The 21,665-nt window shown below is 59.6% G+C and carries 22 protein-coding genes; 13 read left to right on the top strand and 9 right to left on the bottom strand.

Annotated elements, in window-relative coordinates; all coding sequences use genetic code 11:
* Together J7E82_RS19040 and J7E82_RS19045 are read right to left on the bottom strand one after the other, a co-directional pair.
* Complete coding sequence (locus J7E82_RS19040) at nt 1–288, bottom strand: hypothetical protein (protein ID WP_214865505.1); 288 nt, start codon at nt 286–288, stop codon at nt 1–3.
* A 13-nt stretch (nt 289–301) separates the two neighbouring features.
* The gene (locus J7E82_RS19045) at nt 302–919 is read right to left on the bottom strand and encodes a DUF6668 family protein (protein WP_214865507.1); all 618 of its coding nucleotides are present in this window, start codon (nt 917–919) and stop codon (nt 302–304) included.
* A 143-nt stretch (nt 920–1,062) separates the two neighbouring features.
* Here J7E82_RS19045 and J7E82_RS19050 point away from each other — a divergent pair, with 143 nt between their 5' ends.
* The 13 genes from J7E82_RS19050 to J7E82_RS19110 all read left to right on the top strand — a co-directional run bounded on the left by J7E82_RS19050 (nt 1,063) and on the right by J7E82_RS19110 (nt 13,724).
* Nucleotides 1,063–1,335 (top strand): helix-turn-helix domain-containing protein, encoded by a 273-nt coding sequence (locus J7E82_RS19050; protein WP_214865509.1) that lies wholly within the window; start codon nt 1,063–1,065, stop codon nt 1,333–1,335.
* Between the two features lie 36 nt (nt 1,336–1,371).
* Nucleotides 1,372–2,454: a CHAP domain-containing protein gene (locus tag J7E82_RS19055; protein ID WP_214865511.1), complete on the top strand. Its 1,083-nt coding sequence runs from the start codon at nt 1,372–1,374 to the stop codon at nt 2,452–2,454.
* Complete coding sequence (locus J7E82_RS19060) at nt 2,451–2,966, top strand: hypothetical protein (protein ID WP_214865513.1); 516 nt, start codon at nt 2,451–2,453, stop codon at nt 2,964–2,966. The genes J7E82_RS19055 and J7E82_RS19060 overlap by 4 nt, the downstream gene beginning before the upstream one ends.
* 6 nt (nt 2,967–2,972) lie before the next feature.
* Nucleotides 2,973–4,436, top strand: a complete 1,464-nt coding sequence (locus J7E82_RS19065) for a chromosome partitioning protein ParA (RefSeq protein WP_214865515.1) — start codon at nt 2,973–2,975, stop codon at nt 4,434–4,436.
* Nucleotides 4,437–4,504: 68 nt separating this feature from the next.
* Nucleotides 4,505–4,735, top strand: a complete 231-nt coding sequence (locus J7E82_RS19070; RefSeq protein WP_015062388.1) for a hypothetical protein — start codon at nt 4,505–4,507, stop codon at nt 4,733–4,735.
* Between the two features lie 139 nt (nt 4,736–4,874).
* The gene (locus J7E82_RS19075) at nt 4,875–6,719 is read left to right on the top strand and encodes a hypothetical protein (RefSeq protein ID WP_214865517.1); all 1,845 of its coding nucleotides are present in this window, start codon (nt 4,875–4,877) and stop codon (nt 6,717–6,719) included.
* Between the two features lie 876 nt (nt 6,720–7,595).
* Entirely contained in the window at nt 7,596–8,366 is a 771-nt protein-coding gene (locus tag J7E82_RS19080; RefSeq protein WP_131685045.1) for a ParA family protein, read from the top strand.
* Between the two features lie 197 nt (nt 8,367–8,563).
* On the top strand, nt 8,564–8,689 hold the full coding sequence (locus J7E82_RS21090) for a hypothetical protein (RefSeq protein WP_285289765.1): 126 nt from the start codon (nt 8,564–8,566) through the stop codon (nt 8,687–8,689).
* A 178-nt stretch (nt 8,690–8,867) separates the two neighbouring features.
* Entirely contained in the window at nt 8,868–9,476 is a 609-nt protein-coding gene (locus J7E82_RS19090) for a recombinase family protein (protein WP_214865521.1), read from the top strand.
* A 90-nt stretch (nt 9,477–9,566) separates the two neighbouring features.
* Nucleotides 9,567–10,283, top strand: a complete 717-nt coding sequence (locus tag J7E82_RS19095) for an SOS response-associated peptidase (protein ID WP_214865523.1) — start codon at nt 9,567–9,569, stop codon at nt 10,281–10,283.
* 409 nt (nt 10,284–10,692) lie between these two features.
* Nucleotides 10,693–11,790, top strand: a complete 1,098-nt coding sequence (locus J7E82_RS21405; protein WP_374223643.1) for a competence protein CoiA — start codon at nt 10,693–10,695, stop codon at nt 11,788–11,790.
* 141 nt (nt 11,791–11,931) lie between these two features.
* Nucleotides 11,932–12,480, top strand: a complete 549-nt coding sequence (locus J7E82_RS19105; RefSeq protein WP_214865528.1) for a hypothetical protein — start codon at nt 11,932–11,934, stop codon at nt 12,478–12,480.
* Nucleotides 12,481–12,608: 128 nt separating this feature from the next.
* Nucleotides 12,609–13,724 carry a hypothetical protein gene (locus J7E82_RS19110; protein ID WP_214865530.1) on the top strand — a complete coding sequence of 372 codons (1,116 nt, stop codon included), beginning with the start codon at nt 12,609–12,611 and terminating at the stop codon, nt 13,722–13,724.
* 169 nt (nt 13,725–13,893) lie between these two features.
* Here J7E82_RS19110 and J7E82_RS21410 read toward each other — a convergent pair whose 3' ends face one another.
* The 7 genes from J7E82_RS21410 to J7E82_RS19145 all read right to left on the bottom strand — a co-directional run bounded on the left by J7E82_RS21410 (nt 13,894) and on the right by J7E82_RS19145 (nt 21,377).
* Nucleotides 13,894–14,394 (bottom strand): uracil-DNA glycosylase family protein, encoded by a 501-nt coding sequence (locus J7E82_RS21410; protein ID WP_214865532.1) that lies wholly within the window; start codon nt 14,392–14,394, stop codon nt 13,894–13,896.
* A 132-nt stretch (nt 14,395–14,526) separates the two neighbouring features.
* The gene (locus J7E82_RS19120; RefSeq protein ID WP_214865534.1) at nt 14,527–17,058 is read right to left on the bottom strand and encodes a DEAD/DEAH box helicase family protein; all 2,532 of its coding nucleotides are present in this window, start codon (nt 17,056–17,058) and stop codon (nt 14,527–14,529) included.
* Nucleotides 17,055–19,004 carry a site-specific DNA-methyltransferase gene (locus tag J7E82_RS19125; protein WP_214865536.1) on the bottom strand — a complete coding sequence of 650 codons (1,950 nt, stop codon included), beginning with the start codon at nt 19,002–19,004 and terminating at the stop codon, nt 17,055–17,057. The genes J7E82_RS19120 and J7E82_RS19125 overlap by 4 nt, the downstream gene beginning before the upstream one ends.
* A gap of 157 nt (nt 19,005–19,161) precedes the next feature.
* A complete protein-coding gene (locus tag J7E82_RS19130) occupies nt 19,162–19,488 on the bottom strand; it encodes a hypothetical protein (protein ID WP_214865538.1) in 327 nt (108 codons plus the stop codon).
* On the bottom strand, nt 19,469–19,801 hold the full coding sequence (locus J7E82_RS19135) for a hypothetical protein (RefSeq protein ID WP_214865540.1): 333 nt from the start codon (nt 19,799–19,801) through the stop codon (nt 19,469–19,471). Before J7E82_RS19135 ends, J7E82_RS19130 begins: the two co-directional genes overlap by 20 nt.
* A gap of 204 nt (nt 19,802–20,005) precedes the next feature.
* Nucleotides 20,006–21,025 carry an ATP-dependent DNA ligase gene (locus J7E82_RS19140; protein WP_214865543.1) on the bottom strand — a complete coding sequence of 340 codons (1,020 nt, stop codon included), beginning with the start codon at nt 21,023–21,025 and terminating at the stop codon, nt 20,006–20,008.
* Between the two features lie 46 nt (nt 21,026–21,071).
* Entirely contained in the window at nt 21,072–21,377 is a 306-nt protein-coding gene (locus J7E82_RS19145) for a hypothetical protein (RefSeq protein WP_214865545.1), read from the bottom strand.
* Nucleotides 21,378–21,665 lie beyond the last annotated feature (288 nt).

Raw genomic sequence — 21,665 nt, forward strand, 5'->3', positions numbered from 1 at the left:
TTAGACCAGGGCGCCTACGACGCCGCCGGCGGAGGCTGCCAGGATGCAGCCGCCGAGGACCCATGCCAGACGGCCGGCATGCTCGCCGCCCTCTCCGCGTCGGTTGTTGATCATCATCGTTCCGGCTGTGATCAGGATGCCGGCCACGGCCAGGCCGAAGACGATCCAGGCAATCCACTTGAGGATGGTCAGCAGGCCTTCCGACCCCGGAGGGGCCTCGCCCATGCCTGGATTCGGGATCTCGGTGATAGCGAAGCTTGACCATTCCATGGCCTTGGAGAACAGCATGAGTTTCTTCTTTCTACTTGGCCGTGAGTCCGGCTGTGGCAGTTACTGCGATCTGGACCTGTTCAAGGGTGCTGCGGGCTTCTTTGGGAAGTTGTTCGGTGGCGACGTCGTGGCCGTAGCGCCATGCGTCCACCCAGGGGAAATGCCACATGTGGGGCACTCCCCCACCGACGACGCGAGCGAAGTCGCGGATCTCTTTGGGGAGCCGTCCGGGAGCGTCAGACATGACCACCAGGCCGGCGACGTGGATCCCGGGAAGAGAGCCGGAAGCCCATTCAGTGGCAGCCAGCCGTGCTGCGCGAAGACCCGGAATATTGGACCGGGCAACCAGGACCACCGCAGATCCAGCTGCCGCCAAGGGCCAGTGATGCTCAGCGGCTTTGGTTGTCTTGTCCAGGCGTGCAAGTGACGTTTCGCCCGCGCCGCCGTGGACGCCGAGCCACCAAAAGCTCGGTTCCCTCCCCGCAACGTTCCTTCGGGGAAGCCGGTCCGCGTGGTCCGGTTGCGGAACGCTCAGTTGCGGCCTGGTCGCCCCCGTAGGGATGAAAGGCGGATCTTCCGGGATAGCTGGAACGGGTTCATCGATAGTTTCTGCGCCGAGCGTCACCCAGCGATTCTTTGAGACCGGCATTTCACATCCCCTACTAATGTCCGCAAAGATCGTATCGGTACCATCCGACACGAAAGGCCAAAAGTGACCCCCAACAACAGCTTTAGTACCTTTCAGTCACTTCCAGTACACCACAGTACCAATTTGTGGTCTACGATGGCTCTATGCGGTGGGACGGACTGAGCGTGGACCCCAAGTACCTGGAAGCACTCTTCGCCAAGTACCCGGAGCGTCTTTCGCCTCAGGACCTCGAAGAGATCTTCGGGTTGTCCCGGAACACCGTCTACCGCTGGCTCCAAACCGGAGTGATTCCTGCTTACCAAGTCGAGAAGACATGGTTAATCGCCAGAGATCAAGTCAAGGACTGGGTCTGGGAGAACCGGAACACGCTCAGGAAGGGCCAGACACCAGAAGTGAACGACGAGGACCAGCCCTAGGGCGCAGCAGCCGACGAGCAGATGTGAGGGGGACACATGCAATCACGAACGAGCGCGCCCGCGCTGGTCGCCGGCGCCGTCCTTGCACCCGTCGGCTTGGTGCTGTCCATCATCCTGTTCGGCGGGGGCTCCCAGGCCGCGGCCGATGTCTGCTCACCAACCGGGTCCAGCGTCAGCGTTGACGCAAGCCAGCTGCCCAAAGTCGCTGTTGCCGGTTACGAGGGCGAGCAACTGAAGAACGCGGCTCTGGTCATCAATGCAGGCAAAGCCCTGGGTCTGCCTGCCCGGGGGCAGACGATCGGTGTCATGACGGCCATGGGCGAATCCGGGCTGCGTGTCCTGGACTACGGCGACGGCCCGGGCCCTGACTCCCGGGGACTGTTCCAGCAGCGCGACAACGGTGCGTGGGGGTCCTATGGGGACCGCATGAACCCAACGACTTCAGCGACGAGCTTCTTTACCGCCCTGCAGAAGGTCAGCGGGTGGGAACAGCTCGAGCCCACCACGGCTGCGCACCGGGTCCAGCGCAACGCCGACCCGTTCCACTACCAGTCCTACTGGGCGGCCGCCGTCGAGGTCGTTGCCGCTCTGGGCGACGTTCAGATCACCGATGCCGGCGGGACAAGCTCCTGCGGGATCCCTGGCCAATCCGGTAAAGACGATGATCTGCCGTGGCGTACGGCCAAGATCTATGAGCCATCCCCGCTGGGCATGTTCAACCGCGAATGCGTTGACTTCGCCCTCTGGCGTGTCAACCAGCAACTGGGCAGCACCACGGCCCCGTACAAGGTCCTGAACGGCACCTTCCGGCCTGACGGTGCCGTGCTCGGCTCTGCCCTTACTTGGAAAGACGGCTGGGACGCCAAGGGCTGGCCCACCGGTGGAACGCCACGTGTCGGTGCTGTCGTCTGGTACTCCCCTGGCACCGGGGGCGCCGACGGCACCTACGGCCACGTCGCCGTCGTCAAAGCCGTTAATGGTGACGGCAGCTTCCTGGAAGAGGGCTACAACGGCAACCCCGTCCCGAACGACCACACCTACTACACCCGCACCGTAGAGAACAGCACTCCCAGCGCCTTTCTCTACCTGCCCGGCAGCGACTACCCGGAGGAACCATGAAACGCGCCCTGACAGCCCTCGCGGCCCTGCTCGTGTGCACGGCCTGCGCGCCGGTATCCAGCTCTACGTCCGCGGAACCATCGCCGAGTGCTTCCGCCGCCAGCTCAGCCACGCTCAGCGCGGGCGGTAAGCCCCAAGCTCCCGGCGGCACAGCGCCAGCCACGCTTGGCATCGCCTGGGACGAGGCAAGCAAAACAGCCGCGCTGGAAACCGCAACCAAAGCCATGACGCTTTACGCCCGTCCCACGGTCCCGGACAAACAATGGATCCAGGAGCTCGGGCAGCTGCTGACCGCCCAAGCAACCGCTGATTACCAATACGTTGACCCGGCCAACATGCCGGTCACCAGGATCACTGGAACGGGCCAGCTCAGGATCGATGAGAACAACGGTTTCGGCTGCCATGTCGTGTTTCCCACCGATGCCGGCGACTACGACGTGCAGCTGCTCCGCAGCGCGGCCGACAAGCCCTGGCAGGTCAACCGTTTCACGCCCCCGAACGGCACGAAGTAAGGACAGATGATGGAAACTCAAGCGCTCGACTTCCCCAAGATCAACGCCGTTCTGCGGACCAACGGAACCGGCGAAGTCACCATCAACGGGACCTCCCACGCGATCGAGGCCGCCGACGAAGCCGCCGTCCTCACCGACGCCCTGCGTATCATCACCGAAACCGCTGCTCAGCTCGGCCGGCCCGTCCGCGTCAGCACCACTGACCCGGACGGGCAGGGTTTCATCATCGTCTCCCCCGAGGGCGTCGTCAGCGAGGCCGCTCCGGTCAAGCCCACCCCGAAGCGGGAGCAGGACCGTCTGCCCGTTACGGCAGCCCCTTCGCCCGAAACAGCCAAGGCCACGACCACGGCCGCGCCTGCACCTACGCCTGTTTCGGTCCCTGCTTCCTCTCCGTCCAAGGAGGCGTCGGCACAAGCTGCCGGCGCTGCGCCGGTGACCTTCAGCGCAGCCGTTGCGTCCGCGCCCGCCGAGGGGCCCGCACCGGCTGCTGTGGCAGCCGGTGGGGAGCCTGCCGCCCGGCGCAGCCTCAAAGACACTTCGTTCCTCATTAGCGCGCCTGTGCTCCAGCCGGCCACGCGCGGCTGGCGGGGCGTTCTCAGCCGCTTGGGTTTCCGGATGGACCCCTCACCCGAAGAGCTGGCCGAACGGGAAGATATCCGCATCGTGAGTCAGCACTGGCCCGGCCCCCGCACCGTCGCGGTCGTCAACCGCAAGGGCGGAGCGAACAAGACCCCCACCGTCGTCATGCTCAGCGCGATCCTGGCCCGCTACAGCGGCGCAGCGACCGTCGCCTGGGACAACAACGAATCACAGGGCACGCTCGGCTGGCGCACCGAAAAAGGCGGCCACAACAACAGCGTCCTGGATCTCATCGACTCATCCCAGGCGCTGCTCTCCCCCAGCGCCCAGGCAGCCGAAATCGCCCAGTTCGTCCACCACCAGACCTCGGACAAGTTCGACGTCCTGCGCTCGGACGAGAACGAGGAGGGCGACCACGAAGTGACCGCAGAGGAGGTGGACATCGCCCACCAGGTACTCACCCGCTACTACCGTCTGATCGTCATGGACTCCGGAAACACGGCCCGGGCCGCAAATTGGCGGAGAATGATCCACCACACCAATCAGCTCGTGGTCCCCGTGACAGCCATCGAAGACCGCGCCGAGGCCGCACGCCTGACTCTCCAAACCCTCGAATCCCGTGGCGGCCACGACGCCGAACTGGCCCGCAACGCCGTCGTCATCGTGTCCGAATCCACCGACGCCAAGCGCAGCATGAGCGGCGACGCCCTCAAACGCGCCAAGGACGAGGCCAGGCGGATCGCTGACGGCTTCGCCCCCCATGTACGAGCCGTGGTCCGAATCCCCTACGACCCCGCACTGGTCAACGGCCCCATCCGCTACGACGCCCTCCAGCCCGCCACCCAGCGCGCGTGGCTTGCCGCGGCTGCCGCCGTCGCAAAAGGTTTCTAAGAGCGATGAAACCGACACGCCGTACTTTATGTCCAGTCCCCAGCGTTTCAGAAACTAACGTGAGGGGCATGGCAATTCAGAAACGCGCACGCGGAGGACGCCCTTCTAAAGGGGACCGTCATGTTCTGACTACCCGGCTCCCCGTTGCAGACGCAGAAAAGTTGTTCGCTGTAGCAGATCACCAAGGGCAGTCGGCCAGTGAGTTCATCGCACATGCCGTTGCTGAAAAGCTCGCCGCCATCGACATGACATTCGTTGCCGGCCAGGGGGAACTGCCTATCGGCCGTATCGCCTCTTAAAAGAGGAAGGCCCGCACTAGGCGGGCCTTCTCGAAGCATTAAGTCCAGATCCAGTTCTTGGCGGGACACGATCTGAACTTTTACAACACCCACGCTGTGGGTGCCATTTGTGTTACCTCGAAAGGAACTACTGCACACCATGGTACCGGAACCGGTATCGGCGTCAACGCATGCCCTTATGGGTGTCGCGCCGTACGTGAAGCCAGAAGATGCATGGAGCCTTGCTCCGATGATTGCTGGCGCCCCTTCTTACCGATTTGGTCGTTGGATTGGCTCGCGGTTTCAGTACCCCCGGCCGAGCAACGCACCGAAAATCACTCGGGTACTGCCGGAACGTCCTGCGGCGGTAATGGTGCATGGCCCGGATGGCAGTGTTGCCACGCTGTGCCTGGACTTTGACACGTCCAAGGCCCTCAAAGGTGTGGTTGACGCGGACGCTGCCCGGGTGGGGCGGTTGTTGGCGGCGTGCGGGATGGTTTTTGTTGAGGACTTTTCCCCTAGTGGCGGCCGCCACCTGTACATCCCGCTGCGGGACCGTATCGGAGCAGCTGAAGCCAGGGAACTGGTCGAAGCACTCGCACTGACGGCGAGGAGTCTAGACCCGAGTCCGCACCAAAACATCACGGATGGCTGTATCCGCGTCCCTGGATCGGTGCACAAGGCTGGCGGGCACCAAACCCTAATCACTCCACTCTCCCAGGCCTACGACATCCTGCGGCGACGCAACCCAGCCTCTGCGCTGATGGAGCTTCGGTCTGCGCTGGCTCCGGAGCTAACCCGGAAGCGCGCACTCAAAGCCCGTGCAGCCAGGACTGTTGCCGGGCAGCGAACCGGGATTCTGCCGGCACTACCGCTAAACGCTGGTAGTGAAGCGCCGCTGCGCAAGGTCGCCCGAACCGGCCTGTACGACACGGCCAGGTACAAGGGCCCATCCGAGGCTCGCATGGCTGTCCTGAACCACTTCAGCGCCTGTGGCTGGTCCCTGCAAGACGTCGAGAACGAACTTACCGGCCAGTTCCCGGGGCTGGCCGCCCTATACGGAACCCCCCAACGCCAGGCGCGACTCCTGCCCTACGAGTGGACCAAAGCCCAGTCCCTCACTTCCAACCAAACCCTTCAGAAACGACTCCCCCGTAAACACAGGAAAAAGAGTGCCCCTATTAACAACACAAGCCCAACTTTAACCACCGGGGGGGCAGGGAAACTTAGCAGCGCCGGTGTGCGGCAGCTCGTAAACGACCTGGAAAATGTCCTTTACGCAGTCCTCGATCACAGACTGCAAGCCAGAGGCCGGCAAGGCCTAAGCCTCCGCCTGCTCATTCGTGGGCTACTGGGCTATATGAGAGCCAAGGAAACTGATGTTCTTGACGTTGGATGTCGAACTCTTGCTGTGGCGATGGGAAAACACCACGTCACCATTGCGCGGCTTCTCCCCGTCCTGGTTGCTGCCTCCGATGGAATCCTGACTAAAGTCATGGACGCACGTCACAAAGCCGCCGACGTGTATCTCATCCAGCTCCCCGAGCAGTACCAACAACTAGCCCGCGAACTAGCTTGGCGAAAAGGAAAAATTCATGCCATTCGGCCTGTTTTTCGGGCACTCGGGGATGCTACAGCGCTGGTGTACGAAGCCATCGAACGCGGCCGCCACTCCCCCAAAACTGCGGATCTCGTGCGGGCTACCGGTGTCAGCCGGAATGCATGCTCGGCCGCGTTGGCCGAGATGGAAGCCTTGGGTATGGTCCAGCGCCAGGGACACGCGTGGAAGACCACCACAGTCAACTTACGCATGCTCGCGGCACGACTCGGTGTGATGGATGACTACCTTGATCAGATCAGCCGTAACCGGAATGAACGCGCTGCTTGGCACGCCTACCTAGACCGGTTTCGTACCCCCAAGGTCGAAGAGACTGAGTTGTTTGATCTAGAACGGGACGAGTACTGGATACCACCCGACGATGCGGCAATTTGGCATGTAGCTTGAGGCGGGAATGACAGGAAAGAGTTAGGGGTGCATCACGGTGAAGGCCTGCAAGCAAGTCGAGGAGGATCTTCACGATCTCGAGCGTGAATCTCATTGGCTGGCACCCCCCCATTGTTTCTGCCTTATGGAAAGCGGCCTAAGACTCTCTTAGTTCTTGCCGCCTGTCGTGAACCCGCGGTCGGACAAAGGAGCATGCGGAGAGAATCAATCTTGACGTATTTATTATTGTGGCGTTCTACTGCTGCTGGTGGGGCGGCTCTTCTGTGGAACTCTGTGCACCCTCAGACTTTGCGCCTGGAAGTGTCTTCGGTTAGAAGGGCTGGTAACTCCAGCGTGTCCCCGGCTCAAACGAGTCGGCCCCAATGTTGGCGTTATGAAGACGTCATCATCACGCAATAGCCCTTGAGTCTTGTGCCCCACAGTACGGGCGTGTGCCCTCAGCCCTCGTGGATTAGCGACATATGAAATAAATCCAGACGTATTTATCGGGTTCTCATGCGGTGGGCCGCTAAAGGCGCCCATGCAGTACCGGTGAAAGTTCTTGAGGGCACTCCCCGGGCCTTTCTCTGGCGAGCTGCTGGTGCCCATGTGACGCCAGGGATAGTTCTCCGTCGCCTCCCGGAGCCAGGCGTTGGATCTTGGGAAACGCCCCTCTTCCTCTATAGCTTCGCTTTTATGCAGCGACGCGCCGAGATAAATACGTCATGACGTAAAGATAGACAGATAGATTGATAGCCGGATGTCCAGTTTGAGCTTGGGGCGGACGTGTACCGCCGCCTCGGCAGTAATAAATACGTCATGACATAAAGATAGATTGATTGACGGATGGATAGATTGGCAGACAGCCAGATTTATTAATTGCAATTGAGGTGACACGTGAAAGTAACTGCGATAGGGAACCGAAAGGGCGGAGTCGGTAAGACCTCTGTGACATTGGGTCTTGCCACCGGTTTGAAGTTGATTGGCAAAAAAGTGCTCGTGATCGACCTGGATCCTCAGGCAAACGTCACCGAAGCACTTGAAGGTTCCGGTGAGTTCGACGTTTTCGACGTGTTGTATGGGGGAGATGCCGGCACTTTGGGTCAGGCCATCACCGAGACCTCTTGGCCTGGCATTGATCTCATCCCGAGCTCCGAATCGCTTGCGCGGCTGGAATCGGAAAGCATCATGACACCAGAGTTGCGGTTGAAGACCGCCGCCTGGGGCGCTGAGGAATTGATGGCATACGATCACATTCTTCTGGATCTTCCTCCCGCGTTGGGTCGTCTTACGCTCAATGGCCTTATTTGGGCTGATCGAGTCCTTGCCATAACGGAGCCTGCGGCCTTCTCGGTGAAAGGCGTCACCGAATTCCTGGAGACAGTGAAGAAAGTGCAGTCGTTACCGCACCTGAATCCGGCACTTGAGTTCCTAGGAATCATCATCAACAAGACCAGTTCGCCCCTGACAGGGGAGCATGCCTTCCAAATCGGCGAATTGGAGGCTGCCTATGGGCAAGACGTAAGGAGTCCTCACCTTCCGCTCAGGACGGCCATGCAGGACTCTGTCAGTTCGAGAGCCCCTCTTACAAAGCTCAACAGCAGGGGAGCTGTAATCATGACCGAAAAGTTCATCGAGCATGCTCGCTTTATCGATGGAGTCAACTGATGCCAGTAGAGAGAAAATCAGCGATCCGCAAGGCACCCGCCGCGGACGTAGTCGATGTTCTGACCTCCCGAAGCGACAGTAGGCAAGAGCTGTCTACGGAACCTTCGCGTGCACAGTCACCTGACCCGCTAGAGGTTGCTCCTCGAGTATCGACAAAAAGGCGGCCGGGACCGGGCCGCCCTCGAAGCAAACGTCGGATGGAACCCTTCTCCTCAAAGATCGAAATCGAACTCAGAGACGCGATGGATGACTATGTGGCTGAGCACGGACTTTCGATCATCGACTTCCTGGATGAGGCAGTCAGGGACCGCCTCAAAAAATAATTACGTCTTGACGTAATTATCCGCCATCAACTGCCGTGTCCGAGGGTAGTCAATAACGACCGTTTCTGACTTACCTTCGGCATTGCTCCAGAAAGAGTCGAAAAAGTACTCATATTGTTGGTCAAAACTGGTTTCCGAAACAGAAGCTGGTCAAAACCTTGGATGGAGGCTTTTTGACGTGTCTGGCAACGTAATTGGGTACGCGAGGGTAAGCACCCGCGGGCAGTCGCTGGATTCCCAGGTGGATGCGCTCGTAGCTGCGGGGGCCGTGCGGGTTTTTCAGGAGTACGCGTCCGGCGCCACCCAAGCCAGGACGCGTTGGAAGGAGTGCTTGGATTACCTGCAGCCTGGGAATGTCCTGACCGTTTCTGATCTAACCAGGTTGGGCCGCAGTACCGCCGATTTGGCCGACATTGTGACCGTACTTGGAAAGCGGGGGATAGGGTTCCGTTCCCTCGCCGAACCATGGCTCGACACGACCAGCGCCCATGGAAAGCTCATCTTCGATATGTTCGCATCCTTGGCCGAGTATGAACGGTCTCGGTTATCTGAACGGACAAAGGCCGGCCTGGCAGCGGCGAAAGCCCGCGGCCGGCTTGGGGGCCGCCCGCGAACCATGACTCAATCAAAGACAGAGGCCGCCCGGCAGCTGCGTAGCCAAGGAAAGACTCTCAAGGAGACGGCACAGATACTCAGCGTCAGTGTTTCTTCACTGACCCGTGCTCTTAGCCGCGATGACGTGCCGGAAGTCGACGTGCCGGAAGTCGCAAATGCGGCGGCTGCGTAGCGCTCTTCTAGTTTGGGGATAGCTTCTGAGACACCCGGATTACGGCCGCCCGCCGACGGCTAGGCATCCCTCTCAGGCAGAATGGGCCTCATGTGCGGCCGATATGTGATGTCCAAAGCCACCGGAGACCTTCTGAGCCACTTTGAAGCCAAGGAGGTCGAGGGGAGCCCACCACCGCCGAGTTGGAACGTGGCCCCCACCCAGAGTGTCCCGATCGTTGCTGAACGTCTGGATGAGGGGACGATCGACCGGCATCTACTCATTGCACGTTGGGGGCTGGTCCCCTCCTGGGCAAAGGACATGAAGATTGGCTCCAAGCTTATTAACGCCCGCAGCGAGTCCATCCTGGAGAAGCCATCCTTCCGCAAGGCCGCTGTGAAGCGTCGTGCAATTGTCCCGGCTGAGGGCTATTACGAGTGGCAGAGGACCGAGGACGGGAAAAAGATCCCTAACTATCTGTACTCCGAGAAGGACCCCTTGCTGGGCTTCGCCGGCCTGTACGAGTGGTGGGCTGACCCGTCGCTGCCAGAGGATGACCCGGAAAGGTGGCTGCTCAGCTGCACAGTGCTCACCACGACGACGCAGGACGCGCTGGGGCACGTCCACGACCGCTCACCGGTCATCATCCCGCGGGACCGCTTCGCGGAATGGCTGGACCCTGACCTGACCGACAAGAACGACATCCAGCACTTGCTGGACTCCCTGCCGGAACCCACCCTGACACCTCGAATTGTCAGTCCCCGAGTCAACAGCGTGCGCAACAACGGCCCGGAACTGATTGAGCCCGCCGAGCGGGCATCCAAATAGGCCCGTGCCGCGGATACTCACCTCCCGACGCCCGGCCGCCGGCGGGGAAGCGTCCCAATAGGAGGTCCCGCCTCTAGGGAAATGGAACACCTGCGGTATGAGCGAAAAAAGCCCGCCGGTGGGGGACCGGCGGGCTTTCCATTGAGACACTACGGCGATCCGTTTCGAACATCGAGTGGAAAATCCTAGTAGGACCGCCTTTAGGTCTTGTTCTTCAAGGAGTACCTCTCTAATTGTCAGAGGTGTCTGGTTTGCTTACCCGGGCATAGGCCTTGTTTTCTATTTTGTGGGGGGAAAAGAGATGCCACTTGCCGCTTACCTAGCCGGCGAACGCATTGAAGCGCCATTTATGGGCGATTCAGACTGGGAAGACGTGCGGCAGCGCTGCAAAGCAGGGGAACCTCTGACCATGTCGTGCGGTCAGCCTGGCAAACCGCGGATCTCCAAGAACGGATTGAAGCACTTTTACCATCACGGCTTAGCGGACTGTGCCTTACATCCTGGTGGGGAATCTGCGGATCACTTGGAGATGAAGTCTGTCGTCGCGGCGGCAGCACGCGAGGCAGGCTGGGAGGCAGTGATCGAGCAGGCTGCCCCTGACCGGTCCTGGATTGCTGACGTGATGGTGACCAGGGGAACTGAAAAATGGGCTCTCGAAATTCAATTCTCGCGCCAGGATGCCGACGAGTTTCGGAGGCGGCAGGAACGCTACGAAGCTGAGGGCATACGCTGCTTTTGGCTAGCTGCAGAAGTGAATCGTGAAGCTGCTGCCGTTGTGCCATCGGCAATGATCGGTGGGGAATCAGGAGCAAGGACCATCAGCCTGCCAGGCCCATTCGGGAGTCCTGTCACCGCCGGTCCTGCTGACGCTGTCCTTAACCTGCTGAACCACGGAATTGAGCAGCACATTGAACCGGTCGTTCGGGCGTACTCGTTGGAAACGGCAATGGTCAAATGCTGGCGAGAGAGCTGTAAACGCTGGATCACGGCCTGGCGGCTGGAAAACCTTCAGGTAGAGACAAGGTGTGGGTACACCGGCAGTCTGGTCGCAGTTCACCACTTTGACTCCAGGGACTTCCTAGTAGACAGGATTGAGCGGGTTATCGCAGCCAGGGTCATGCCCATCTTGAAACAGGCAGATTTGCCGGCACCCATGTTCTTGGCTACCAGATTCAGTAAAACCGCGGATCGCTCATACCTGGGATACTGTTGCCCCTTCTGCAATAGCCTCCAGGGCGATACTCCGCTCAACCACGCTAGCGTCAATTGGCGCAGTTACGTCGTGGAGGGATGGTTACCGTTGCCCATTAGTAAGGGCGTATTGGCCCGCGAGCACCTTTGCGTGGACGTAGGGCGAGGGCGTTGCAATCAAGAGCCTGTGACGCCGCAGGGGCCCGCTTTTCCGGACGGTAATGCTCACTGGGTCAGGGCGGTGACCGAGCTATTGGGCAACGAGCTCCCCTCTCTACCGAGACGGGGAGAACGAAAGGCTCACATCAAACCCTAGGACTAGTCGGTCGCTTCCCACTTCCCAAGGAAGTGGGACACCCGTGATTTGCGTGCCGCGGAATCGATAGCTCCTGCCCTTGGCCTTACTGTCGTACCCGCCTGACAAGATGGCTGGGTGCTTCGGAAACTCGCCAATGACATGGCCCTCACAGTCTCATTCAATATGCAGCTCGCGAAACTCCGGCTCAACGGCTACGGCCGGCAGCGGTTCCGGGCAGGATTCGACTCCGGATACCGCGTCGGTCACGATCATGGTGTTCGAGGCTTGACGAAGCCTGCAAGGCCGGGCCTCCCCGATCATTCGCAGGTAGAAGTCGACGGCATTGAAGTGGACCACCTAATGGCGCCCCTGCTTCGTGCGTTGTGGGATTTAGGTCTAGAGACGCAGTTCTCATGCCAAGGAGATCCTGAGCACTACACAGCCCACGAACCTTTGCTCAACTTCAACCGCGCTCAAATCGTGTTTGCCGATTTTGACCAAGCATGCAAATTTGTGCGAAAAACTATGGAGCTTCTAGACGGTGCCGCCTACAGCGAGGGCGGAATAGACATCACCACGATGGATCCAATGGACGGTACCTCTTTTCGGGCAAGCGTATGGTTTCCGCCGCAGCTTCTGGCGACCATTACGCGGCTCTGGGTGGAATTTGAAACCACAGTTCCACCGGCCGCAGGGCAACCCGGATAGTTAGTACCGACTCGCGCCCACCAGAGAGTGGCGCCCCGACGGCGAAAGACACTCTCAGGGTATGGTGCTGTGGTTCGCCGCGATGCTTAGCAAAGCTGCATGACCCTGAACCTGTAGGAGGACTTTCCATGCCCGAAGCTCCACTTGACGCTGCGGGCGCTGACGACGCCAATGACGCCGACAAGCAGGTTGTCGAGAATGAGCGCGCGGAGCTGCGCAAGTTCGTCGCGGGGTTGAGCCCGGACGATATCAAGTCGGGTCGATGGTTCACCGAGCTCCTCGCCCAGGCCCTGAGCTCTTACACCAATAAGGTCAACTGGCAGTACTTCCAGGAACTGTATGAGGGCGTACCCCCTGACGCCATCGTCGATCAGCGGATTAAATTGGCGGCTCGGTACGCCGCCATCGAAGGTGGCCTTTCTGCCGGCGCCTACACAGTGGCCATCATTGCCACTTTGGGAAGCCTCGGTGGCGCGGCGACGGCGACCGTCCCGGCCGCTTTAGCGACCTTCATGGTCGATGTCGCTTACATCTCTCGGCTCCAAATCCGCTTGGCGTACGACATCGCGGTACTTTATCGGGTTCCACTCGATTTATCTGCCCCAGAGGACATGTGGAAGCTCATCCGCGTGGCCTTCACCATCAAGGGTGGGGAAGTGGTACGTGAGGGTGCCGCTAAAGTGGTCCCGGCTCTGATGAGGCCGGTGATCAAGCGTTTCTATTCCGGGGCGGTCCTGAACGCGGCGAAAGGGCTGCCTTTCGTTGGAAAGTACCTCCTGCAGCGGAACGTCATAAAGATCGGAATTCCAGGAGTCGGCGTGCCGCTTGCGGTGGCGCTCAACCATTACACGACACTAATTGCTGGTCAGCACGCTCAATCTATCTTTAGAAATGAGGCGCGGGTGATTGAAGTCGCCACGACATTGAGCGAGAGGAGTCAGCACCCGCGCCTGATGTTATGGGTAGCCTGGCTCGTAATCAGGGCCGACCACAAGATATCCGACGATGAGGCGCTGTTGATGCGTCATCTGGTGAAGCTAGTCCGGGATCGACACGAGGTGGTCGATGAACGTCTCGCTCGCCTCATCGATATCGACCCTGACGAAGTTTGGCGACGTCTGGAAACCGAGCCAGGGGAGATGGATGACATCCTCGACGCGGCCAACCAGGTAGCCGCAGTGGATGGGCCCCTCAGCGCAAAGGAGAAAGCAATAATCTCCGAGCTTCGCGGTCGATTGGAATAGCGAGGAGTCCTCTCGTATGAAGAGGAGCAGGAAGATCCGCGGTGAGGTGACTTGGCCAGGTCTTTGTTTCGCTTTGTAATGAGTATCTGATGAAGAGCGGAACCGGGAATTAGGCTGCCGAACTATGCGCATCGTTGGCGGCGGTTAGGTCGGCAGCCGCGCGGTTAGGCTAGTCGAACTTCAAGGTCGCCATAATTCCCGCGGCCGATTCCCGCTCGTGCATCGGACCAGGCAGGCGAAAGATTCGTGCACCCCACGATGTGCGCCGCTCCTGGAATCCAGGCGGTGTCAGGCCGTGCATGAGCTCCCTAACAGGTGGCGCATAAATTCCGATGACCAAGGGCACGTTTCTTGCTGCAAGTTTTTCTTCCAAAATTGCTCGCCCGTATGCTCTCTCAGCTGCCGGGACGGACTTGGCGTCCGGTGTCGGTCGCCGTACAAGGTCTGCCAAACCAACGCCGGCTTCGAGAGCCGCTCGTTCAAAGAATCGCTCGTCCTGGCGGAGTGTCATGAGCCCGGCCCTGACAAGCTTCATGACCTGCCCGCGCGCCCCACGCCCCTGAAAGTAGTGGCCAGCGTTAACGCTCATTTGCGAAGGGTTGATTCCGACTATCACCGCCCGTACGTCCTCAGGCCAAACTTCGGCCAAAGTGAGAACTTCCTTGTCCATCCACTCGACTCGTTCCTGATAGCCGATGAGGTCAGAGGGTACGGCTGTCACCTATCAGAAATCGGGAGGAGGACTTCAAACGGATATCCAGAATATTGAGGACCTAACGTTCCCACCACGGGTCGCACCACCTCAGCTTCCCGCCATGCTGCGTAGCTGAGGCCATGAACCGTTGGTGTGTCGAATATCTGACTCTGAGACCAGGAGATAGGCCCACCGCTGGTCAGAAAATTCTGGGGAGGTGTTCACATAGTTTGCCCAACGACGTGCTGCTTCTCGTTTGGCTTGGACTGTCACATTAGTAAGGTCACGGTCGGCCTTGACTTCGACAAGCCAATGGCGTCCGTCGGTGCCGATGACGATGAAGTCCGGGTTGTATTTTTGTCCGGATGAGGACCATGTAAGCGGAAGTTCATCTCTTTGCAACCGTATCCACCAGGCAACCCCGGAGTCGTCGTCGACCACATTGGCGAAGTCACGTTCTGTCGATGAGTCAAACCATTCCAGGGGCATTATCGAGCGGTTCCAGCCGGCGTATGCAGTGTCCCTGTCGAAGGGACCCGAACGATCCTCCGATTCCTTCGACCGGGTGTTACGGCGCGAAGGTGTGAACTTCTTACCTGTGGCCGTTTCTTCAAGAACAGCCTGTGATGAGCGCAGTCTTTGCTCTTGCCCGACTAACTGAATAAGCAAAGCAGCCGCTCTGTCTAAATAGGCAGATAGTAGGGCCTCAGCCTCGCCGTTCACACCGTCCATAAACGCATCGATGATGGGGTTTACGGCCAGAACTTCTGTTGGTCTGTCAGACCTGCGGGCACTAACAGCCGGCGCGTTAAGTATGGCCTCCGACAGTTGGGCGCGGATCTCTTTCAGGCTGTAGAGGGTGGCTGACTCTGCTCTAACGCGATCTTCAGCCGTGGTCCTAATCAGAATGGTTCGTTCTATCCCGTCTGCCCCAACCTGCCTCTTAGCGGAGATTGCAGTTCGTTGGAGTTCCCCTTGTGGGTCCACGCGTAGTCGCCTGCCCAGTTCCCTAAAAGGGGATACATCAGTAATGTCCCGCAGCGAGAATGAAGTCTGTATCTGGGTTGGCCGCAGTACGGGGAAAATCAAGGATGGAGTGTCCTTACGAGCCTGCACCAGAGGCGCTTCCAGCAGCGTGGACGTCTGCTGACCGTCCGCAACGCGTCGTTCAACGGAGCCCAACCGCACGCTTCCCTGTTGCTCCCGATTGTCCACTAACTCTGTCGCTGGCGTGGGGTTTTCGTGCAGCTCAGCAACCTCCGTCTGCAAGAACCCCGGACCTACTTCTTCTTCCTCACGAATCGCAACAAGATCCCCGGCCGAGTTACGCTGCACTACGGATCGTGTCCGGTAGGAAATTAGCTCTTCATTAAGCACATTGGCGCGCTCAAGGAGTTGCCGGAAGCGGTCATGGGCGAGCACTTCGAGGGTATCCAGCATCTGAATGCCTGTGTAACGCCCAAAAGGAAGGCGCAGACCTCGCCCCAGCACCTGCTCAGTCAGGACATCAGAAAGCGATGGCTGCGTGGAGAGAAGGACGTAGACGTTCTTAACATCCCACCCTTCCTTAAGCATCTTCACTGACACAACAATGCGAATTTTTGAATCGGGTTGCTCTACTGTGGACAGACGCTCCCACATTGCAGGTTCGTCTTTTTCAGTGACCGAGGAGTCGACTTGGATGACGCTTTCTGCATAAGCTCCGCCTTTAAAATCTTCTCCCCGCAGTATGCCTGTGATCTCGTCGGCCTCAGCGGTATCCCGTGCGAGGACCAACATAACAGGGTTCACTGCCTTGGCTTCAGGGTTTTCCCGGCAGTAGGCCGTGGCCACCTCACGCTTGTATTCCAGCAGGGTGGCACCGTCGGTGAGCCTGGTTAGCAAATCATGCCGGTCATCTCGCCGGCCCACAATCACAGGTGTCTTGACATACTTACCCGCGATGGCGGCAGCCAAGGGGTAACGGAAAATGATTTGTTCGGGCGGGGTGAGCTTATGCGGCGTCGCGGTAAGGCCGATCAAAGCTTTCGGGTTCAGCCCCCGAACGGCAGCTGAAAACTTCGGGCCGTAGTAAAGATGGTGCTCATCCGCCAGGACGACCAGATCATCTCGGCTTTGGAGGATCTCGTAAAGCTCGCCACCGAGCCCTTCCATATAAAGGTGCGCCCGGCGACTTGTTTCACTGGCTTCCGGCCGGAGTAAGATCTGGACGGTCAGGACGAAAATCTTGACCACATCAGGATTAGTTATGGCCTGTGCCATGGCAGGAGTATCGAAGTTCTCCGCCGTCACTAATACGGTTTTCACTCCCATGGCATCTGTGAGGGATTTTGAAGAACCCGGAGTGAAGTTCGCGACGGTCTTTTCCCGAATTGTGGATCCGGGAACGACGACGACAAAGTTAGACCAGCCTTTGGCTTGCGCCAGGTAATCAATGGCCGAAGCCATAACGAACGTCTTTCCCACACCAGTGGCGGACGCTACGACCCCTTCGTAGGGTGCGGGAAGCTGGCGGTCGTCAAAGTGTTCGGATATGCCAGCCACTATGGTTTCCAGCGCTTGCTCATTGGGGGTGCGCAGATTCATCTGCGCACCAATCTGGGCAAGCAGTTCCTGGTCGATATCAAGACCGGTCGTCATACGTCGGCTCCTTGTGCCTGAAGGGAGGGACTTGCCCAGTTCAATCCGGTACTGCGCCGCTTCGTCCTTCTATACGACGAAACGATCGATTGGGGGATCTTCTTGAGCGTTGAACCGCGCCGCAACTCGGCAAGCCGATTTGCGGATTCAGGATCTATACCCGTTCCGAACGCAACCAGGAGGTCCCCTTCGTCCAGCCAATCCAGAAGGAAATCAACCACAGGGTCGTTGACCAGACCGTCGATTACTGCAAGGCGCTGCTTACCCTTTCTTCCACAGAAAGGTGACTCCTTCAGGTAAGCGAATCCATACTGCCCCGCCACTGCTTCACCTAGCGCGTCTCCCGCAGCCCAGTGAGCCAAGAGAACTTGGCGATCTTCAACCTCAAACATGGATGGGCCCACGTCCAAAACGCGGAAACCACCGCCCCCCGACCAATTTTTGGTGGCGACATTTCTGGTCTTTCCTGCCTTCCGCAACGCCGAAAAGACCGTCTTCAATATTTCCCGGTCAGTTAACTGTGTCAACTCGTCAGAGGGCAAGGCATGACGCTTTGGGTTGGCAACGAACGTCCCGTATTTCTTGACCGACTGCAGTAAAGCTAGATCATCAAATGTGCCATGCTCCAGGAGTTTATCCAGCACGCCAAGTGCGGCCTTGGCAGATGCGGCAGTGACATCGTCTGGGAGATCGCCGAGCGATTCGACGGCGGTGGTTTCCGTAATTCCCCCGGGATCGGTCCCTTCGATGACTTTAGCCAATCGTGGCATGGTGTACGTCTCGATCGTGCTGTGCTGCCATTCCACGGTGGCCCATCGTCGCCCCATCTTGTGGGCCGCCGCTGCTGTGGTTCCAGACCCTGCGAAGCAGTCCAGAACGAGATCACCCGGCTCCGTTGAAAGCTCGATGATCTTCCGCATCAGCTGCTCAGGCTTCGGGGTGTCGAACAGGTCCGGGGTCAGTACACCAGGGAACAGGTTCTTTAGGTGATTCTTGGCTCCCCGGCTACTTCCAGTCTCGCCAACATTGAACCAGATATCGCTTGGCGGAAGTCCGTCTTGTTCCCAGAGGAAACTGATTCTCTTGATCGCAGTTTCGTTCTCGTTAAAGAACAGCTCCCCTGAGGCCAGCTTGGCCTCCAACGTCTCGCGTTCCCAGCGCCACCCGTTCTTTGGATGTTTGATGACGTTGCCCGACGGGGACACGACGTCATACATCAAATTGGGCCTCAGCTTGGGATTCTGGACGTCCCTCCCGTCGTACCAAGGCCCCCTCGGATTATTGTCTGGGTTGGAGTAGTGTCCCGACTTGGCAGGATCCGGGAGGTGCTTCGGCCGCCACTTCGGCATCTTTGAATAGATCATGATGCTGTTGTGATCCTTAGCGAATCCCTTAGCGTTATTACTGCTGCTGTCGGTTGAACGCCAGGCGATCTCAGCAACAAAATTCTTGGGTCCGAACACCTCGTCCAGCACCAATCGCGCCCGGTGGCTTTCGACATCATCAAGATGCAACCAAATGCTTCCATCATCGGCAAGCAGAGTCTCGATTTGCTCCAACCGGTCCCTCATCATGGTGAGCCAGACGGAATGCTCTAGAGCGTCGTCGTAGTGAACGAAGGCCTGACCGCGATTGAACGGGGGGTCGATGTAGACCAGTTTCACTTTCCCAACATAATGTTGCGCAAACTCAGGCAATTGGGTGAGCGAGGTCAACGCATGGAGGGCATCGCCCCGGATGAGCAGGTTGTCCTTGGCCCGATGGGCAGAATTGTGGGTCTCTCCCACTGTTGTCACATCGTGAAGAAGTCTTACTTCACTGGTTCTGTAGTCGCCGGGGACAGTCCATTCATAGGACCCGTCCTCATGCGAAAGCAATTTTTGGTTTTTATTGGTCCAAGTCAGCTCAAGACGCCCCGAGGGACGAAACTCAGGGACAGTGGTCATGAGCGGAGGCCCTTCTTCTTCTTTCAAGTTAATCAGTGACTGACAATACCGGACTAACTTCCGCGCAATGTCAGGAACCGGTGGCTATGTCCACCATCGTCCGTTTGGCGCTCCCAACAGTGCGAGCCGCCACGCTACAGCTGCCGGCCTGCCTGGCTTAGGCGGCCGCGGAGCCGGCGTCGGTGATGCCGCTCAGTAACCATTGCTCTGACAGCGGATCGCGGCGCAGCTCGAAGGTGCGCAGCGCCGAGGTAGAGGTAAGACGGACCTGGAGTCTCCAGTGTTCGATGTCCACGACATTCCCAATGCCTACCGGCACAGTTCGCTGTGTTTCCCACCAGGAGTCTCTGGTGAACCAGTGCAGTGGCTCCGCCGCGACGGCCCACACCCGCCCGTCGTAGCGGACGGCCAGGGGAGTGCCGGCCGCGGTGAATCGGACGTCGACGGGGGCGTCGAGGGTTGTTTCACTTGCTGTTGCTGTCACGGCTGGTCCGCTCTCCCAAATTCCTGTTCATCATTTCTTCCCGGCGGGTGACCGCCGAACTCCACACCCAGGTCCGGTACGCGACCGGTCCGTCCTTCCAGGTAACTTCGGCCGCTTTCGCTGTCCACGCGAACACTTCCCCGTCCACGAGCTCCGCGCAGTTCGGGAACCGGATCCACGCCTTCACCGGGATCCCGGGGTACCCGTTCTTGACCGGGAAGTGCTCGAAGTCGAGCTCTTCCACGGTCAGCCCGATGGGGCCGGCCCGGCGCGCGTACTGCGCCTGCAGCGCGGAAGCTTGCTCCGGTCTCATAACACAACCTTAGAACATATATTCGAATAGACACGCCAACAAAAAGCAACCCGTCTGAGCTGCACGTTTCAGTGTGGGGGAGGGGTACGACAAAGGCGGCCGCGCTCAGTGCCGGAGCGGGTTATGCCCATTGTGGGCAGGTGGAGACCGGAGGATGAATCTCAAAGCTGTCCACACTGGGCATAACCCGCCGCAGCGCCGTCATCAGCGGTGCCTGTTATTCAGTTCAGGAGGAACCCTGACCTCTGCAGGGTCCAGCTCCGGCCTGACTCGCTTCCAAGTGACGGGGTGCCGAAAGGACGTGCCGGACCAGGCGACGTCGGCCGAGACCTCGACCACGACTGGGTCGACCAGTGTCAGCCGCACGGGGCCTTTGTCCTTGCTGAATCTGTTCAGGGAGGACTCGCTGATCTCTTCGGGCCACGGATGCCCGGGCCCGGCCGGGTGGAGGTACCGGCCCAATTCACGCCCGACCTTCGTGGACAGGACGGACGAGCGGCCGACAATCTTCAGTTCACCGCCGATGGGCAGGCCGGCGATGATGGCCTGTGGTTGGGCCACGGACCCGATCACGGCCGCGCACACCACGTCCCAAAGATGCTTGTGCTTGAGCTTCGACCAGATCCTGGCGGCCTCGTAGGGGTGTGCGCCGCCCTTGAATACGAGACCTTCGATTCCTGCCGCGGGCAGATCCCGGAGCCAGGTCTTCGCCAGATCCATGTCCCTGGCGATGGGGGAGAGGTGCAATGGTGCGGCCCAGTCCCGGGCGAGCTCCTCGAGCAGCTGCCGGCGCCCGGTGAAGGGCACACCCCGGGTGTCCTGCCCGGCGACGGCCAGTACATCGAAGGCCACGAACGAAGCGGGCAGCTCTTTAGCCAGGGCCGGAAGCGCCGCCCTGGAGGTGACCATGCGCTGCTGCAGCGCATCGAAATCCAGCCGGTCCCGGTTCCAAATGACGGCTTCACCATCCAGGACCACCCCGGGAGGCACCTGCTCTGCGAGAGCGGCAGCTGCGTCCGGCAGGATTCGGGTAAGTTCCTTGCCCTGTCTGGACCACAGCGTCACCTTGCCGCCGTCATTAAAGGCGGTAGTGCGGAAACCATCCCATTTGGGTTCCGCCCATAGGCCGCCGGGCAGTGCGTTGGGCCCGGGGAAGGCCTTGACGAGTTTCGCCAGGGCAACCGCGACCGGTGGGTGCAGTGCCGGCGGAAGGGACTCGGCCATGGGCCCAGCCTAAAGGAGAAACCAGCACAAACGTCCGTGCTGGCTTTTACTTGGCCGTAGGACCTTCCGTAGCAGCGTCCGCGGCGTCGACGCGGCGGAGTAATGCCGCCACGCTCCGCACAGCTGCTGGATCTTCCTGCCAGGGCTTCCCGCCCCGTGCGCAGGCATGAAACCCGGTGGCAGCTGACTCTTTCGCCGCCTCGGCGAGTTCGGCCCACGCCGCTTTCAGATCTGCCACCTGCTCAGGAGTCAACGGCTCCTGTTCCTTCGGCCCAATGGCCGCTGCGAAGGCGGGGCGACCAGCATCCGTTGACGGCTTGCGCCGACGGGCGAACCAGCTCCACAGACCCATCGGCATTCCCTTCGTATCAACACTCCAATGACCGTCCAGGACAAAGCAGAGGGCCGCAACCGGTGGGAATGGGCCCTCTGCCCTGGGTGTAAACATCCTGCTGCTTACGCCTTCGAGCATGCCACACCGGTAAGTGATGGTGCATGCTCGCAGGACTCGCACCCGTTTGGGCGTCCGCTGGCGCGGCCGGTTGTGGGGTCCAGTGCTGGCTCCGCAGGGCTCCGCCGTCCCTGGCCCTGTGTTGTCTGCGACGCCTTTTTAGCTGCTGTCCTGACGGATTGTACGTGT

The organism is Arthrobacter sp. ISL-30 (genome assembly GCF_018613855.1).
In the GTDB taxonomy this organism is placed as follows: domain Bacteria; phylum Actinomycetota; class Actinomycetes; order Actinomycetales; family Micrococcaceae; genus Arthrobacter.